This window comes from Escherichia sp. KCJ4928 (assembly GCF_004352695.1).
Taxonomy (GTDB): Bacteria; Pseudomonadota; Gammaproteobacteria; order Enterobacterales; family Enterobacteriaceae; genus ECMA0423.
In genome coordinates, this window is sequence record NZ_SJWV01000084.1 from 1 (window position 1) to 17430 (window position 17430).

Annotated in this window: 17 protein-coding genes; 12 read left to right on the forward strand and 5 right to left on the reverse strand. The window is 51.8% G+C overall.

The annotated features are described in order from the left end of the window. From rhtA to ybiO, 6 genes are all read left to right on the forward strand, one after another. On the forward strand, nucleotides 1–559 hold a 559-nt coding region (rhtA, locus tag E0D98_RS13545; RefSeq protein ID WP_131890696.1), incomplete at its 5' end, for a threonine/homoserine exporter RhtA. A 298-nt stretch (nucleotides 560–857) separates the two neighbouring features. Next, nucleotides 858–1361, forward strand: a complete 504-nt coding sequence (gene dps, locus E0D98_RS13550; RefSeq protein WP_000100800.1) for a DNA starvation/stationary phase protection protein Dps — start codon at nucleotides 858–860, stop codon at nucleotides 1359–1361. A 403-nt stretch (nucleotides 1362–1764) separates the two neighbouring features. Then, on the forward strand, nucleotides 1765–2511 hold the full coding sequence (glnH, locus tag E0D98_RS13555) for a glutamine ABC transporter substrate-binding protein GlnH (protein ID WP_000843866.1): 747 nt from the start codon (nucleotides 1765–1767) through the stop codon (nucleotides 2509–2511). Nucleotides 2512–2649: 138 nt separating this feature from the next. Then, a complete protein-coding gene (gene glnP, locus E0D98_RS13560) occupies nucleotides 2650–3309 on the forward strand; it encodes a glutamine ABC transporter permease GlnP (RefSeq protein ID WP_001159065.1) in 660 nt (219 codons plus the stop codon). After that, entirely contained in the window at nucleotides 3306–4028 is a 723-nt protein-coding gene (gene glnQ, locus E0D98_RS13565; RefSeq protein WP_000569080.1) for a glutamine ABC transporter ATP-binding protein GlnQ, read from the forward strand. Before glnP ends, glnQ begins: the two co-directional genes overlap by 4 nt. A 116-nt stretch (nucleotides 4029–4144) precedes the next feature. After that, nucleotides 4145–6370: a mechanosensitive channel protein gene (gene ybiO, locus E0D98_RS13570; RefSeq protein ID WP_001267255.1), complete on the forward strand. Its 2226-nt coding sequence runs from the start codon at nucleotides 4145–4147 to the stop codon at nucleotides 6368–6370. Here the strand turns inward: ybiO and rlmF are convergent. Continuing rightward, complete coding sequence (gene rlmF, locus E0D98_RS13575) at nucleotides 6367–7293, reverse strand: 23S rRNA (adenine(1618)-N(6))-methyltransferase RlmF (RefSeq protein WP_001275941.1); 927 nt, start codon at nucleotides 7291–7293, stop codon at nucleotides 6367–6369. The genes ybiO and rlmF overlap by 4 nt on opposite strands. Before the next feature lie 275 nt (nucleotides 7294–7568). On the opposite strand from rlmF, the gene mcbA reads away from it, so the two are divergent. From mcbA to ybiJ, 5 genes are all read left to right on the forward strand, one after another. Next, the gene (gene mcbA / locus E0D98_RS13580) at nucleotides 7569–7829 is read left to right on the forward strand and encodes a DUF1471 family periplasmic protein McbA (RefSeq protein ID WP_001307070.1); all 261 of its coding nucleotides are present in this window, start codon (nucleotides 7569–7571) and stop codon (nucleotides 7827–7829) included. Nucleotides 7830–8093: 264 nt separating this feature from the next. Further along, entirely contained in the window at nucleotides 8094–10376 is a 2283-nt protein-coding gene (locus tag E0D98_RS13585; RefSeq protein ID WP_000430036.1) for a catecholate siderophore receptor Fiu, read from the forward strand. Between the two features lie 41 nt (nucleotides 10377–10417). Then, nucleotides 10418–11095: a PKHD-type hydroxylase YbiX gene (ybiX, locus tag E0D98_RS13590; protein WP_050877070.1), complete on the forward strand. Its 678-nt coding sequence runs from the start codon at nucleotides 10418–10420 to the stop codon at nucleotides 11093–11095. A 73-nt stretch (nucleotides 11096–11168) separates the two neighbouring features. Continuing rightward, entirely contained in the window at nucleotides 11169–11435 is a 267-nt protein-coding gene (ybiI, locus tag E0D98_RS13595) for a C4-type zinc finger protein YbiI (protein WP_000146374.1), read from the forward strand. 264 nt (nucleotides 11436–11699) lie between these two features. Beyond that, entirely contained in the window at nucleotides 11700–11960 is a 261-nt protein-coding gene (ybiJ, locus tag E0D98_RS13600; protein WP_000849301.1) for a DUF1471 family protein YbiJ, read from the forward strand. Nucleotides 11961–12062: 102 nt separating this feature from the next. Here ybiJ and ybiE read toward each other — a convergent pair whose 3' ends face one another. From ybiE to dinG, 4 genes are all read right to left on the reverse strand, one after another. Further along, on the reverse strand, nucleotides 12063–12122 hold the full coding sequence (gene ybiE / locus E0D98_RS27935; RefSeq protein ID WP_211180490.1) for a protein YbiE: 60 nt from the start codon (nucleotides 12120–12122) through the stop codon (nucleotides 12063–12065). Between the two features lie 66 nt (nucleotides 12123–12188). Beyond that, nucleotides 12189–13274: a hydroxycarboxylate dehydrogenase HcXB gene (gene hcxB / locus E0D98_RS13605; protein ID WP_000443508.1), complete on the reverse strand. Its 1086-nt coding sequence runs from the start codon at nucleotides 13272–13274 to the stop codon at nucleotides 12189–12191. Nucleotides 13275–13414: 140 nt separating this feature from the next. Further along, nucleotides 13415–14377 carry a DNA-binding protein YbiB gene (gene ybiB / locus E0D98_RS13610; protein WP_000386540.1) on the reverse strand — a complete coding sequence of 321 codons (963 nt, stop codon included), beginning with the start codon at nucleotides 14375–14377 and terminating at the stop codon, nucleotides 13415–13417. A gap of 27 nt (nucleotides 14378–14404) precedes the next feature. Then, entirely contained in the window at nucleotides 14405–16555 is a 2151-nt protein-coding gene (gene dinG / locus E0D98_RS13615; RefSeq protein WP_001398823.1) for an ATP-dependent DNA helicase DinG, read from the reverse strand. 119 nt (nucleotides 16556–16674) lie between these two features. Between dinG and ybiA the strand changes: the two genes are divergently transcribed. After that, a complete protein-coding gene (ybiA, locus tag E0D98_RS13620; protein WP_001145128.1) occupies nucleotides 16675–17157 on the forward strand; it encodes an N-glycosidase YbiA in 483 nt (160 codons plus the stop codon). Nucleotides 17158–17430: the final 273 nt, after the last annotated feature.

The following is a 17430-nucleotide window of genomic DNA, read 5'->3' on the forward strand; positions in this document are numbered from 1 at the left end:
GGTGGCGCTGTTCTCTTCTCGTCGCCCGGTAGATTTCGTCTGGGTTGTGCTGGCGGTTCTTGGTCTGTGGTTCCTGCTACCGCTGGGGCAAGACGTTTCCCATGTCGATTTAACCGGCTGTGCGCTGGCACTGGGGGCCGGGGCTTGTTGGGCTATTTACATTTTAAGTGGGCAACGCGCAGGAGCGGAACATGGCCCTGCGACGGTGGCAATTGGTTCGTTGATTGCAGCGTTAATTTTCGTGCCAATTGGAGCGCTTCAGGCTGGTGAAGCACTCTGGCACTGGTCGGTTATTCCATTGGGTCTGGCTGTCGCTATTCTCTCGACCGCTCTGCCTTATTCGCTGGAAATGATTGCCCTCACCCGCTTGCCAACACGGACATTTGGTACGCTGATGAGCATGGAACCGGCGCTGGCTGCCGTTTCCGGGATGATTTTCCTCGGAGAAACACTGACACCCATACAGCTGCTGGCGCTCGGCGCTATCATCGCCGCTTCAATGGGGTCTACGCTGACAGTACGCAAAGAGAGCAAAATAAAAGAATTAGACATTAATTAAATTTACATTTCTGCATGGTTATGCATAACCATGCAGAATTTCTCGCTACTTTTCCTCTACACCGTCTTTATATATCGAATTATGCAAAAGCATATTTATTCCGAAAATTCCTGGCGAGCAGATAAATAAGAATTGTTCTTATCAATATATCTAACTCATTGAATCTTTATTAGTTTTGTTTTTCACGCTTGTTACCACTATTAGTGTGATAGGAACAGCCAGAATAGCGGAACACATAGCCGGTGCTATACTTAGTCTCGTTAATTACTGGGACATAACATCAAGAGGATATGAAATTATGAGTACCGCTAAATTAGTTAAATCAAAAGCGACCAATCTGCTTTATACCCGCAACGATGTCTCCGACAGCGAGAAAAAAGCAACAGTAGAGTTGCTGAATCGCCAGGTTATCCAGTTTATTGATCTTTCTTTGATTACCAAACAAGCGCACTGGAACATGCGCGGCGCTAACTTCATTGCCGTACATGAAATGCTGGATGGCTTCCGCACCGCACTGATCGATCATCTGGATACCATGGCAGAACGTGCAGTGCAGCTGGGCGGTGTAGCTCTGGGGACCACTCAAGTTATCAACAGCAAAACCCCGCTGAAAAGTTACCCGCTGGACATCCACAACGTTCAGGATCACCTGAAAGAACTGGCTGACCGTTACGCAATCGTCGCTAATGACGTACGCAAAGCGATTGGCGAAGCGAAAGATGACGACACCGCAGATATCCTGACCGCCGCGTCTCGCGACCTGGATAAATTCCTGTGGTTTATCGAGTCTAACATCGAATAAATCCATCGCTGATGGTGCAGAACTTTAGTACCCGATAAAAGCGGCTTCCTGACAGGAGGCCGTTTTGTTTTGCAGCCCACCTCAACGCACTTATTTAGTGCATCCATCTGCTATCTCCAGCTGATTAAGTAAATTTTTTGTATCCACATCATCACACAATCGTTACATAAAGATTGTTTTTTCATCAGGTTTTACGCTAAATAATCACTGTGTTGAGTGCACAATTTTAGCGCACCAGATTGGTGCCCCAGAATGGTGCATCTTCAGGGTATTGCCCTATAAATCGTGCATCACGTTTTTGCCGCATCTCGAAAAATCAAGGAGTTGCAAAACTGGCACGATTTTTTCATATATGTGAATGTCACGCAGGGGATCGTCCCGTGGATAGAAAAAAGGAAATGCTATGAAGTCTGTATTAAAAGTTTCACTGGCTGCACTGACCCTGGCTTTTGCGGTTTCTTCTCATGCCGCGGATAAAAAATTAGTTGTCGCGACGGATACCGCCTTCGTTCCGTTTGAATTTAAACAGGGCGATAAATATGTGGGCTTTGACGTTGATCTGTGGGCTGCCATCGCTAAAGAGCTGAAGCTGGATTACGAACTGAAGCCGATGGATTTCAGTGGGATCATTCCGGCACTGCAAACCAAAAACGTCGATCTGGCGCTGGCGGGCATTACCATCACCGACGAGCGTAAAAAAGCGATCGATTTCTCTGACGGCTACTACAAAAGCGGCCTGTTAGTGATGGTGAAAGCTAACAATAACGATGTGAAAAGCGTGAAAGATCTCGACGGGAAAGTGGTTGCTGTGAAGAGCGGTACTGGCTCCGTTGATTACGCGAAAGCAAACATCAAAACTAAAGATCTGCGTCAGTTCCCGAACATCGATAACGCCTATATGGAACTGGGCACCAACCGCGCAGACGCCGTTCTGCACGATACGCCAAACATTCTGTACTTCATCAAAACCGCCGGTAACGGTCAGTTCAAAGCGGTAGGTGACTCTCTGGAAGCGCAGCAATACGGTATTGCGTTCCCGAAAGGTAGCGACGAGCTGCGTGACAAAGTCAACGGCGCGTTGAAAACCCTGCGCGAGAACGGAACTTACAACGAAATCTACAAAAAATGGTTCGGTACTGAACCGAAATAATAACGCTACACCTGTAAAACGCACTGGCAGTTCCCTCTCCCCTATGGGGAGAGGATTAGGGTGAGGGGCGCAAACCCGCTCCGGGGCCATTAATTACCCTGAATTTGATTATTTACACCACGGTAACAGGAACAACATATGCAGTTTGACTGGAGTGCCATCTGGCCTGCCATTCCGCTTCTGATTGAAGGTGCCAAAATGACCCTGTGGATTTCGGTCCTCGGTCTGGCAGGCGGTCTGGTAATCGGATTGCTGGCAGGTTTTGCACGCACCTTCGGTGGTTGGATAGCCAACCACGTCGCGCTGGTCTTTATTGAAGTGATCCGCGGCACACCTATCGTCGTCCAGGTGATGTTTATCTATTTCGCCCTGCCGATGGCGTTTAACGACTTACGCATCGACCCATTTACTGCGGCGGTGGTCACCATCATGATCAACTCCGGCGCGTACATTGCGGAAATCACGCGTGGTGCGGTGCTGTCTATTCACAAAGGTTTTCGTGAAGCAGGACTGGCGCTCGGTCTTTCACGTTGGGAAACCATTCGCTACGTCATTTTACCGCTGGCACTGCGTCGTATGCTGCCGCCGCTGGGTAACCAGTGGATCATCAGCATTAAAGACACCTCGCTGTTTATTGTTATCGGCGTGGCGGAACTGACCCGTCAGGGGCAAGAAATTATTGCCGGTAACTTCCGCGCCCTTGAGATCTGGAGCGCCGTGGCGGTGTTCTATCTGATTATTACCCTGGTGCTGAGCTTTATTCTGCGTCGTCTGGAAAGAAGGATGAAAATCCTGTGATTGAATTTAAAAACGTCTCCAAGCATTTTGGTCCAACCCAGGTGCTGCACAATATCGATTTGAACATTGCTCAGGGCGAAGTCGTGGTGATTATCGGGCCGTCCGGTTCCGGTAAATCGACCCTGCTGCGCTGCATCAACAAACTGGAAGAAATCACCTCCGGCGATCTGATTGTCGATGGCCTGAAGGTTAACGATCCGAAAGTTGACGAGCGCCTGATTCGCCAGGAAGCGGGTATGGTGTTCCAGCAGTTTTACCTCTTCCCGCATCTGACGGCGCTGGAAAACGTCATGTTTGGTCCGCTACGCGTGCGTGGCGCGAACAAAGAAGAGGCGGAAAAACTGGCGCGTGAGCTGCTGGCGAAAGTCGGTCTGGCAGAACGTGCACATCACTACCCTTCCGAACTTTCTGGTGGTCAACAGCAGCGTGTGGCGATTGCCCGCGCGCTGGCGGTGAAGCCGAAAATGATGCTGTTTGATGAACCGACTTCCGCTCTTGACCCGGAACTGCGCCATGAAGTGCTGAAGGTTATGCAGGATCTGGCTGAAGAAGGGATGACGATGGTGATCGTGACCCACGAAATCGGTTTTGCCGAGAAAGTAGCTTCGCGGCTGATCTTTATCGACAAAGGCCGGATTGCGGAAGATGGCGATCCGCAGGTATTGATCAAGAACCCGCCGAGCCAGCGCTTGCAGGAATTTTTGCAGCACGTCTCTTAACTTCTCTGCCTCCCTTTCACCCGAAAGGGAGGCACACCAGATTCCTCTCATTTAAAATCGCCCCTCCCCCAGCATCTATACTTATCTTTTTGCTCTGTTTTCTCACTGGAGGAGTCATGCGGTGGATCCTGTTCATCCTCTTCTGCCTGCTGGGCGCACCTGCCCACGCGGTATCCATACCCGGCGTTACAACCACAACGACAACGGACTCAACGACTGAACCGGCCCCGGAACCGGATATCGAACAAAAAAAAGCGGCCTATGGCGCACTGGCGGATGTGCTGGATAACGACACCTCGCGTAAAGAATTGATCGACCAGTTGCGTACTGTCGCCGCGACGCCCCCTGCGGAACCGGTCCCGAAGATCGTGCCGCCGACGCTGGTTGAAGAGCAAACCGTGCTGCAAAAGGTCACCGAAGTCAGCCGCCATTATGGTGAAGCCCTTTCCGCCCGTTTCGGACAACTTTATCGCAATATCACCGGCTCCCCGCATAAGCCGTTTAATCCACAAACCTTCAGCAATGCGTTGACCCATTTTTCAATGTTAGCGGTATTAGTGTTTGGTTTTTACTGGCTGATTCGTCTGTGCGCACTGCCGCTGTATCGCAAAATGGGCCAGTGGGCGCGGCAAAAAAATCGCGAACGCAGCAACTGGCTGCAGCTTCCGGCGATGATTATCGGGGCGTTTATTATCGACCTACTGTTACTGGCACTGACATTGTTTGTCGGCCAGGTATTAAGCGACAACCTGAATGCGGGCAGTCGCACCATCGCTTTCCAACAAAGTTTGTTTCTCAACGCCTTTGCCCTGATTGAATTTTTCAAAGCCGTACTACGCCTGATTTTTTGCCCAAACGTGGCTGAACTGCGCCCGTTCACGATTCAGGACGAGAGCGCCCGTTACTGGAGTCGTCGCCTGAGCTGGTTAAGCAGTTTGATAGGTTATGGCCTGATTGTGGCCGTGCCGATTATCTCTAATCAGGTGAATGTACAGATAGGTGCGCTGGCGAACGTCATCATTATGCTGTGCATGACCGTCTGGGCGTTGTACCTGATCTTTCGTAATAAAAAAGAGATTACCCAGCATTTGCTCAACTTTGCGGAGCATTCGCTGGCCTTTTTCAGCCTGTTTATCCGCGCCTTTGCGCTGGTGTGGCACTGGCTGGCAAGCGCCTATTTTATCGTGCTGTTTTTCTTTTCGTTGTTCGATCCGGGCAACAGCCTGAAATTTATGATGGGTGCAACGGTGCGCAGCCTGGCGATTATTGGTATTGCAGCGTTTGTTTCCGGTATGTTTTCCCGCTGGCTGGCAAAAACCATCACTCTCTCGCCACATACTCAGCGTAACTATCCAGAGTTGCAAAAACGGCTGAATGGCTGGCTTTCGGCGGCGCTGAAAACGGCGCGTATTCTGACCGTCTGCGTGGCGGTAATGTTGCTGTTGAGCGCATGGGGATTGTTCGATTTCTGGAACTGGCTGCAAAACGGCGCGGGGCAGAAAACCGTAGATATCCTGATCCGTATCGCACTTATTCTTTTTTTCTCGGCGGTTGGCTGGACGGTGCTCGCCAGTTTGATCGAAAACCGGCTGGCTTCGGATATTCATGGCCGCCCGCTACCCAGCGCCCGTACGCGTACCCTGCTGACGCTGTTCCGTAACGCGCTGGCGGTGATTATCAGTACCATCACCATCATGATTGTGTTGTCGGAAATCGGCGTCAATATCGCGCCATTGCTGGCAGGTGCCGGGGCATTAGGTCTGGCTATCTCGTTTGGTTCGCAAACGCTGGTGAAAGATATTATCACCGGGGTATTTATTCAGTTTGAAAACGGCATGAACACTGGAGATTTGGTTACTATCGGGCCGTTGACCGGCACTGTGGAACGGATGTCGATTCGCTCCGTGGGCGTGCGTCAGGATACCGGGGCGTATCACATCATTCCTTGGTCTTCGATAACCACCTTTGCTAACTTCGTCCGCGGCATTGGTTCGGTGGTGGCAAACTACGATGTTGATCGCCATGAAGATGCTGATAAAGCCAATCAGGCACTGAAAGATGCGGTAGCGGAATTGATGGAAAACGAAGAAATTCGCGGGCTGGTTATTGGTGAACCAAACTTTGCCGGGATTGTCGGCTTAAGCAATACCGCGTTTACACTGCGTGTTTCGTTCACCACGCTGCCACTCAAACAGTGGACGGTCCGCTTTGCCCTCGACAGCCAGGTGAAAAAGCATTTCGACCTGGCAGGTGTTCGCGCGCCAGTGCAGACTTATCAGGTGCTGCCTGCTCCGGGCGCGGCCCCGGCTGAACCGCTGCCGCCGGGGGAGCCAACGCTTTAACGTTGGCGATTAACAAAACGGCGGCGCTGCTCGTCGTTCATAAAGGTCCAGGCAATAAAGCGACTCTGCTTTTGCCCCTGGGCCATCTCTTTTTTAACCACCTTCACCGCGCCCACGTCCGTCAGAGCACGATACAACGGCGGTAAGTTTTCACCACGAGAAACCAGCGAGGTAAACCACATCACCTGCTTCGCGAAGCCTTTGCTCTCTTCAATCATCTTTTTGATAAAGGCGACTTCACCACCTTCACACCACAACTCCTGTTGCTGGCCGCCAAAGTTCAGTGCATCGTCTTTGTTCAGCCCCAGGTTACGGCGTTTACGCTCACTACCTGCCCGTGCCGCAGCGGCGGAATCGTGGAATGGCGGGTTACACAAGGTCGCGTCGTATTGCTCGTTTTTATGGATGATGCCGTTAAAAATCGCCCCACTCTCTTTTTGCCGACGCAGACGAATGGCGCGGTTAAGCCCCGGATTAGCACTGATGATCGCCTGCGCACTACTTAACGCCTGACTGCTGGTTTCACTACCGGTAAAACGCCAGCCATATTCATGTACGCCAATCAGCGGATAAATACAGTTCGCACCAACGCCGATATCCAGAATGCTGGCATTAGCTGGAATTGTTCCGCTTGCTTCTGCCAGTAAATCGGCAAGGTGATGAATATAATCCGCCCGGCCCGGTACTGGCGGGCAGAGAAAACCGTCCGGGATATCCCAGTTCGCTACGGCGTAAAAATGGGCCAGCAATGCCTTATTGAGCGCCTTCACCGCCAGCGGATTGGCAAAGTCTACGCTTTGCTCCCCTGCGGGTGTAAGCGTGAGGAATTGCCTGAGTTCAGGATTGACCTGACAAAGCGTGGCGAGATCGTAGCGGCTGTGATGACGGTTGCGCGGATGCAACCCCGGTTTCTGGGCGGACATAGCATTCTCCTTTAAGCAGCGGCGTAAGATACCCACATAACGCGACAGGGTAAATATCTGGCTGCGTTTATCATTCCCCAAAACCTTAACATGGCTATGGTTTATGGCAATTCATCATAAAAATCAGCATTATGCATGTCATTGATTTGTCTTATTTTGTAAAAATATATCGTTCAAAAAATAAGCACACCTCTGTCAATTTTTTGCGTCATTTTCATCGCCCAGGCGACCTACACTTATCAGGCACTACCCGTTGTATTTATGAGGATGTCATTATGAAAAAGTGCCTCACACTACTGATTGCCACCGTCCTGAGCGGAATCTTTCTCACGGCTTATGCCGCGCAACCGATGAGTAACCTGGACAGCGGTCAGCTACGGCCCGCCGGTACCGTTTCGGCAACTGGCGCATCAAACCTAAGCGATCTGGAGGATAAACTGGCAGAAAAAGCGCGCGAGCAAGGCGCGAAAGGTTATGTCATTAATTCCGCAGGCGGAAATGACCAGATGTTCGGTACTGCAACCATCTACAAATAACCCCACCAACGTAACTGCATTCGCCTCTGGATGCAGTTTTCGCCTGTTTTGTAATCAAAAAACATCAAATATGAACTCAATGTAAATAAATGTATTTCTTTTTCGCGCAATGGGTGATAGAAAATCGCGCCAAGTGATAATGCTTATCAAAATTATTATCACTTGCACGAACACTATCACGGGATTAACAGTGGCATCGCATCCGCAGAGATGCTTTCTCGTGGCAGTGAAAATTTCAACATATAAGAAAAAGTCACCTGCAAAATGGAAAACAATCGCAATTTCCCTGCCAGACAATTTCATTCGCTCACGTTCTTTGCCGGTCTTTGTATTGGCATCACGCCTGTGGCTCAGGCACTCGCCGCCGAAGGGCAAACTAACGCGGATGACACGCTGGTTGTCGAAGCATCAACGCCTTCGCTTTATGCGCCACAACAATCTGCCGATCCGAAATTCTCGCGTCCGGTAGCGGATACTACCCGCACGATGACGGTGATTTCTGAACAAGTGATTAAAGATCAGGGCGCAACCAACCTTACCGACGCGCTCAAAAACGTCCCCGGCGTGGGTGCGTTTTTTGCGGGTGAGAACGGTAACTCCACCACTGGCGACGCCATTTATATGCGCGGTGCTGATACCTCTAACAGTATTTATATTGATGGCATTCGCGATATCGGCAGCGTCTCGCGCGACACCTTCAATACTGAGCAGGTCGAAGTGATTAAAGGGCCTTCCGGCACCGACTACGGGCGCAGCGCGCCGACGGGCTCGATCAATATGATCAGCAAGCAGCCGCGCAATGATTCCGGCATTGACGCCTCCGCCAGTATTGGCAGCGCCTGGTTCCGCCGCGGCACGCTGGACGTCAATCAGGTCATTGGTGATACCACTGCGGTGCGCCTGAATGTGATGGGCGAAAAAACGCACGATGCCGGACGCGACAAAGTCAAAAATGAGCGTTACGGCGTCGCCCCTTCTATCGCTTTTGGCCTTGGTACAGCGAATCGTTTGTATCTTAATTATCTGCATGTCACCCAGCACAACACGCCAGACGGCGGCATTCCGACCATCGGTTTGCCGGGTTATTCTGCCCCATCTGCGGGAACAGCGGCTCTGAATCATTCCGGAAAAGTTGATACTCATAACTTTTACGGCACGGATTCCGATTACGACGATTCGACCACCGACACCGCCACCATGCGTTTTGAGCACGACATCAACGATAACACCACCATTCGCAATACTACCCGTTGGTCGCGCGTAAAGCAGGATTACCTGATGACGGCGATTATGGGCGGGGCGTCGAATATTACTCAGCCCACCAGCGATGTGAATAGCTGGACCTGGTCACGCACGGCGAATACCAAAGATGTGAGTAATAAAATTCTCACCAACCAGACCAACCTGACCTCGACGTTCTATACCGGTTCTATCGGTCATGATGTCAGTACCGGCGTGGAATTTACCCGTGAAACGCAGACTAACTACGGCGTTAATCCGGTGACGTTACCCGCGGTAAATATTTATCATCCTGACAGCAGCATTCATCCCGGCGGCCTGACGCGCAACGGCGCAAACGCCAATGGTCAGACGGATACCTTCGCAATTTACGCCTTCGATACGCTGCAAATCACCCGTGATTTTGAGCTGAACGGCGGGATCCGTCTGGATAATTATCATACTGAATATGACAGTGCCACCGCCTGCGGCGGCAGCGGACGCGGTGCCATCACCTGCCCAGCTGGTGTGGCAAAAGGTTCTCCGGTCACCACCGTCGACACCGCCAAGTCGGGCAATCTGGTGAACTGGAAAGCCGGGGCGCTGTATCACCTGACGGAAAACGGTAATGTCTATATTAACTATGCCGTTTCCCAGCAGCCTCCGGGCGGCAACAACTTCGCCCTTGCGCAGTCTGGCAGCGGTAACAGTGCCAACCGCACCGATTTTAAACCGCAAAAAGCCAACACCAGCGAGATTGGCACCAAATGGCAGGTTCTGGATAAACGTCTGTTGCTCACCGCCGCGCTGTTCCGTACTGATATCGAAAATGAAGTTGAGCAAAATGATGACGGAACTTACTCGCAATACGGTAAGAAACGCGTCGAAGGCTATGAGATATCCGTGGCCGGGAATATCACTCCCGCGTGGCAGGTGATTGGCGGCTATACCCAGCAAAAAGCAACCATCAAAAACGGCAAAGATGTTGCCCAGGATGGTTCCTCATCGCTGCCGTATACCCCGGAGCACGCCTTCACCTTATGGAGCCAATATCAGGCAACCGACGATATCTCTGTTGGCGCGGGCGCACGCTATATCGGCAGTATGCATAAAGGTTCAGACGGCGCGGTGGGAACGCCAGCATTTACCGAAGGTTACTGGGTCGCCGATGCCAAACTGGGGTATCGGGTTAATCGCAATCTCGACTTCCAGCTAAACGTCTACAACCTGTTTGATACTGATTACGTCGCCTCAATCAACAAGAGCGGCTACCGTTATCACCCGGGCGAGCCAAGAACCTTCTTGCTCACAGCCAATATGCATTTCTGATTCAGATGTGGGGCGCAGGCCCCACTTTTTGGAGAACTTGTATGATGTACCACATTCCCGGCGTGTTATCGCCACAGGACGTCGCCCGGTTTCGCGAACAACTGGAACAAGCCGAATGGGTGGATGGACGCGTCACCACCGGCGCACAAGGTGCGCAAGTTAAGAACAATCAACAGGTCGACACCCGCAGCACGTTATACGCCGCCCTGCAAAATGAGGTGCTGAACGCGGTTAACCAACATGCTTTGTTCTTTGCCGCGGCCTTGCCGCGTACCCTTTCCACGCCGCTGTTTAATCGCTATCAGAACAATGAAACCTATGGTTTCCATATGGATGGCGCAGTACGCAGCCATCCACAAAACGGCTGGATGCGTACTGACCTTTCTGCCACGCTGTTTTTAAGCGATCCACAAAGCTACGACGGCGGCGAACTGGTCGTTAATGACACCTTCGGACAACATCGGGTAAAACTCCCGGCAGGCGATCTCGTGTTGTATCCCTCCAGCAGCCTGCATTGCGTGACACCCGTAACCCGCGGCGTACGAGTGGCATCATTTATGTGGATCCAGTCGATGATCCGTGATGATAAAAAGCGCGCCATGCTGTTTGAACTGGACAACAATATTCAGTCGCTGAAAAGCCGCTACGGCGAAAGTGAAGAGATCCTGTCGCTGCTTAATCTTTATCATAATCTGCTGCGGGAATGGTCGGAGATCTGATGCTTGAACTGCCCAAGTTCGTCCCTGGATTAGCTACACTTAACTGTACAAGCATTGATATGGGGAGGACGATATGGCATCCGGTTGGACTAACGATGACGCCGTCAACGAACAGATCAACAGTACAATTGAAGATGCGATTGCCCGCGCTCGGGGTGAAATTCCGCGTGGCGAAAGCCTGGATGAATGTGAAGAGTGCGGTGCCCCCATCCCGCAAGCCCGTCGGGAAGCCATTCCTGGCGTGCGCTTATGCATTCATTGTCAGCAGGAGAAAGATTTACAAAAACCAGCGTATACAGGATATAATCGCAGAGGTTCGAAAGACAGCCAGTTACGTTAACTACAACTGGCGAGATGCATAGCGAGTATAATTTGTATTTTGCGTGGCATTCCGTGCCTTTAACGCTGCTGTGACTGCCACGCGGCATAAAACAAGTCCATAAGTACAACAAATAAATGGTTTATCAGTATGTTAGATATCAATCAATTTATTTGAACAAGGCGGTCAATTCTCTTCGATTTTATCTCTCGTAAAAAAACGTGATACTCATCACATCGACGAAACAACGTCACTTATACAAAAATCACCTGCGAGAGATTAATTATGAAAACTATCAATACTGTTGTTGCTGCTATGGCTCTTTCAACTCTGTCATTTGGCGTGTTTGCCGCGGAACCGGTAACGGCATCCCAGGCACAGAACATGAATAAAATCGGCGTGGTTTCTGCCGATGGCGCATCCACCCTCGATGCCCTGGAAGCGAAACTGGCTGAGAAAGCCGCGGCAGCCGGTGCCAGTGGATACAGCATCACTTCCGCCACCAACAACAATAAATTAAGCGGTACTGCGGTAATTTATAAGTAATTCGTAGGACGGATAAGGCGTTTACGCCGCATCCGGCAACAGATGCCTGATGCGACGCTACCGCGTCTTATCAGGCCTACAAAATCCGAACCGTTGGACGGATCAGGCGTTTACGCTACGTCCAGCACAAGTATTTCCCTGTCTGTTTGCCGACAGACGCATATGCTCTAACCTTCATTGATCCTATGTTACCCTTGTTTGCCCGTCCGCCACTGGACGGGCTTTTTTTTAGCTGGCTAACTGCTGACAGAAAGCCTGCAACGTCTCTTCCGGCATACCAATCTGCCGCGCTGCATCACAAATGGCCTGCCAGCTTCCCGCATCCAGTGGAATCCCCTGCTTCTGCCGTTCGCGACGCGTGTTCACTTCCCACTCGCCCGGTAGCAAAATCGGCTTATCATCATCATGCGGCGAGGCTTTCACCCACTCGGCAAAGGCTTCGGTCTGCGCGTTACAATCCGGCGCGCCGAAGAGTTCCGGGTTGATGATGATAGTGGTCATGCAGTTAAGAATGGCATCGGGACTGGTTTGTAACGTTTCCTGATGCGTCGTTTTACCGCCGGAAAGCGCCCCGCCAAGAATTTCACACATCGCTGCAAGGGCGTAGCCTTTATGTTCGGCAAAGGTCAACAGCGAACCCAACGGCGACTCCTGCATTACCGCCGGATTGGTCGTCGGCACGCCGTTAACGTCAATCAGGCAACCTGGCGGCACGGGGACGCCTTTATGCCAGGCGACGCGGGTTTTGCCAAATGCAATGGCGCTGGTGGCGTAATCAAGCAACAGCGGGAAATTATCTTTACGAGGGAAAACCACACAGAACGGATTGGTGCCAAAGCGGCTGTCGCGACCGTGGAACGGTGCGACCATTGGAATACCGACCACGCTAACAAAGTGGATAGAGACAAACCCCGCCGCTGCACACTGCTCCGCCCAGTAACCGATACGGCCGATATGATGCGAGTTATGTAGCGCCACGGCAGCAATACCGTGCTGATGCGCTTTCTCAATCCCCAGCGCCATCGCTTCGTGTGCCGCGACCTGACCGAATGCGCGATCGCCATCGAGCGTGACTGCCGCCCCCGCCTCTTTAACGATTTTGGCATGATGGTTAATTTGCAGATGCCCCTGACTCCAGGAACGCACATAGCTTGGGATCATGCCAATACCATGAGAATCATGCCCTGCCAGGTTTGCCGCGATTAAATGATCGGCCACTAATTTCGCTTCTTGTTCCTCGCTACCCATCTGACGAAATACAGCCTGAATAAAACTGTGCAGCGTCTGAGCATCAAAGCGATGACCACTTTCCATGGTTAACTCCTGTTTATGTTATGTGTTTGTTGTTTTTTTATGCTGCACGCCGGGCGTGGGAAGGTCAATAAAGATGCAGGAATTTCATATTGCGGTGGGGTAAAAGCCGGATGACATGGCTCATCCGGCTGAGAAAAGAATTAAAATGCCTGATTAACGCGCGCCAGGCCGTCGCTGATAGTTGCCGCTTCACCCGTAGCCACCAGGCAGCAAGCCATCTGGATTTTCAGCGATTCGGGAATCGGTTCGCTGCCAGCAAGGCAACGCTCAATCCACTGCGCCGTGGTTTCCGGATCTTTTGCTTGTGGCAGTAACTCGCTACCAGCAGGGTCCTGTTTTTCATACAGTACCCGCATCCCTTCACGGTCAATGAGATTGATCTGCGGGCAGCGCTGCGGATTAGCATACACTTCACCTTCAGTACCATGCATTAGTAGCGCCCGCCCGCCGATATCGCTAAAGAACTTCGCGACGCGTCCAATGTATTCCGGATGCGAAACGCTGGAAAGACGCAGCGCCTCACCTTCGGCAAATGGCGTCGCCAGTTTCGCCAGGGTATGTGCACTGTTACGCACGCCCATCCGCCAGCGCATCGCCAGTTGTTTTTCCAGCGGCGGGCAAAACGCGCCGACTGGCATAAACACCGGTTGATGTTCGTCGAGCTTCGCCTGCGCCTGCCCGCCGTGCAACGTTGGCGTAATACCCATCAATTCAAAAATGGTTTCAGTCAGCACGCGGGTTGGATCTTCGCTAACCCCGTGAACCACCACAGGAAAACCGAGTTTGTGCAGGAGAATCGCCAACAACGGCGTCAGGTTGGCCTGTTTACGCGCGCCGTTGTAACTGGGGATGACAATCGGCATCGGCTTGCCTGCAGGCGGCGTCAGCTTGATGGTGTGATTTTGCATGGCTTCGTAAAAGCCGAGCATCTCTGCTTCCCCTTCCCCTTTGATACGTAGCGCAATCAATACGCCGCCCAACTCAAGGTCAGGGACTTCACCATTGAGCATATGGGCATACAGACCGCGCGCAGTATCCCGGTCTAAATCGCGCGCGTGGTTTTTCCCGCGCCCGATCTCTTTAATGATTTTGCGATAGTCCATTTACGACTCCTTACCTGACTCACATCATTAACGCCGCCGACGGCGTGGGGATTTCGTTTTTTCTTTCTTTTTAACTATACCTTCAGGGACTTCCGGTTGCTCTATCGGAAATACCGGTAATGCATCCAGTAGTCGCTTGCCATAATTTTTGGTCAGCAAGCGTTTGTCGTAGATAACCACTTCGCCCCAGCAACCGTGGCTTCGAATCAGTCGCCCAACCTGCTGAATCAGGTTAAACGAGGCGCTCGGCAGGCTTTGCACCTCAAACGGATAGCGGTTGAGGCTTTTCAGCCATTCCCCTTCGGTGATCACCACCGGGCTGTCGATGGGCGGAAAAGCGATTTTGTGGATATGCACCTGGCTGAGCAGATCACCTTTCAAATCAAGCCCTTCGGCAAATGACTGTAAGCCCACCAGCACACTATGCTCACCGTTGGCAACGCGTTTGCGGTGCAGTTCAACTAAGCGATAACGCGGCTGATCGCCCTGCACCAGCAGCATCAGGCGTAAATCCGTCACATAGTCGAGAAAGCGCTGCATCGCCCGTCCGCTGGCAAACAGTACCAACATACCGAGATGTTTTTTGCTCTCCACCTGCTCACGGAAAAAGGCCGCCATTTCGGCAATATGCTGCTCTTCGTTGTCGATGGAAGGCTCAAAGCGCATCCGGGGAATAACAATTTTGCCCTGTTCGCAGTGGTTAAAGGGGGAATCCAGCGCCACAAAACGGTCGCCCGCTTTCTCTTTCAGCCCGCTCATCTCCTGCAAACGCGAAAAACTGTTCAGCGAACGCAAGGTTGCGGAGGTGACAATAATGTGCGGAATACTGCGCCACAGCAGCCTTTCCAGCTGATCGCTGACACGTATCCCCACGCAGTGAAACCAGAGATGCAGCTGCCCTTCGCGCTCTTCCCGCGTCGCCCATTTGGTCACCGGCGCACCGGAAGATTGCGCCAGAGACGCCAGCCGCCAGAGTTTGCTTTGCGCCTCGAACATCCCCAACGCGCGGTTCATCTGCAAAATCAACCGATGCAGACGCACAATATCGTGGCTGCCGGTTTTCTCACTTAAATCGTTAAGAAATAACTCCGCCAGACCACGCAGCATCTCGGTGAGTTTTGCCAGCCGCTGGCAGATCTCCAGCACTTCATCAGGCAGTTCGCCCATCGCAAAACGGTGCTCTGCCTCCTGCCCGGCAGGCATGTAGAGATTGAGAATGTTGTTTAACGAGGCGATAAGCTCATACAACTCTTCACAATGCGCATTCAAACGTTCAGGGATCGCCAGCGGTGGGATGGTCTTCGGGCGAAACTGCTCCATGCAGGTAGCGACCAGTTTCGTGAACAAGTCCAGCTGTAGTCGATACCAGGGCGCGGTGATTTCGGCACTCATCTCCAGCGCATCCCGGGCCACATCTGGCAGGTGATGACCTTCGTCCAGCACCAGCAGCAGATTTTTCGGGTCAGGTAGTACGGCTTCGCTTTCCATCGCCGCCATCACCAGCGCATGGTTTGCCACCACCACTTCCGCTTCCTGAATCTCCCGACGAGCAACAAAAAACGGGCATTCACGATAGTAGTAACAGTTGCGGTTGAGGCAGCTGGCTTTGTCGGTACTTAAACGACGCCAGAGATCGTCATCTATAGCGATATCAGTATGATCGCGCAGACCATCCCATTTATAAGTGTCGAGATCGCCCTTCAGCTTCGCACAACGTTTTTGCTCTTCCTGATTATTTGGCGTCAGTTCGTCGTCAAGAAACGCCAGCAGATCCTGTTGCGTGGGCTCAGTGCTGGCGAGCGCCGTCAGATTACGCGGGCAAACGTAGCGCCCACGCCCAAAAGCGGCAGTGAATTTAAGATCGGGAATGATCTTTTTCAGCAGCGGTAAATCTTTGCTGTAAATCTGATCCTGCAACGCCACGTTGGCGGTACTCACCACCAGCGTTTTTTGCTCTTCGCGGGCAATGGCGATGCCGGGGATCAAATAGGAGAGCGTTTTCCCAACGCCGGTGGGGGCTTCAATCGCCAGATGCCGCCCTTCTTCTCCGGCCAGCGTTTTGGCGACGTCCGCAATCATCTGCCGCTGCGGCGCACGGGGAATAAAGTCGGGGATCTGTTCCTGAAGCGCCTTATACCAGGCGGCAATTTGCGCTTTAAGCGCGGCGGTTAATGCCATGAGAAAACCTGAAATACTGTATAAACAGCCAATATTGTGGCATTTTTCGGTTTTCAGGGGTAATGGTTTTTCTGTTTCTGGAAAGCGGCTCGCAATAACCACCAACATAATGCGGTTTAATGCCCGTTCGAGCACAAAGGATCCAACACGTCATGCAAGACACCATCATAAATTTCTACAGCACCAGCGATGACTACGGTGATTTTTCTAACTTTGCCGCCTGGCCCATCAAGGTTGACGGGAAAACCTGGCCCACCTCAGAACACTATTTTCAGGCACAAAAATTCCTTGATGAAAAATACCGCGAAGAGATCCGTCGGGTTTCTTCCCCTATGGTCGCCGCACGCATGGGGCGCGATCGTTCTAAGCCTCTGCGTAAAAACTGGGAGTCGGTCAAAGAACAGGTGATGCGAAAAGCACTTCGCGCTAAATTCGAACAGCATCCAGAACTGCGTGCGCTCTTGCTGGCAACCGCGCCCGCAAAACTGGTTGAGCATACGGAAAACGATGCTTACTGGGGAGACGGTGGTAATGGTAAGGGCAAGAATCGACTGGGCTACCTTTTAATGGAGTTGCGCGAACAATTAGCTATAGAGAAGTAACGTCTCGGTGGCTTATGGGCGGTAAAACAGATAAATTTTTTCCCGTGTTCTCAAATTGCTGACAAGTGCTTGTTGTGAAATGCCGGATGCGGCGTAAACGCCTTATCCGGCCTACAAAAGCATGCAAATTCAATATATTGCAGAGTTCACGTAGATACTGTTATGGCCTGCAAGTTTTTTCCTGGTCCGGTTTCCCGGATTGCAGGCATGCCAGACACAGCGCCGTCAGGCGCTGTTTTTTTCATCCCTTCCGCGATTTTTACGCCGCTACCG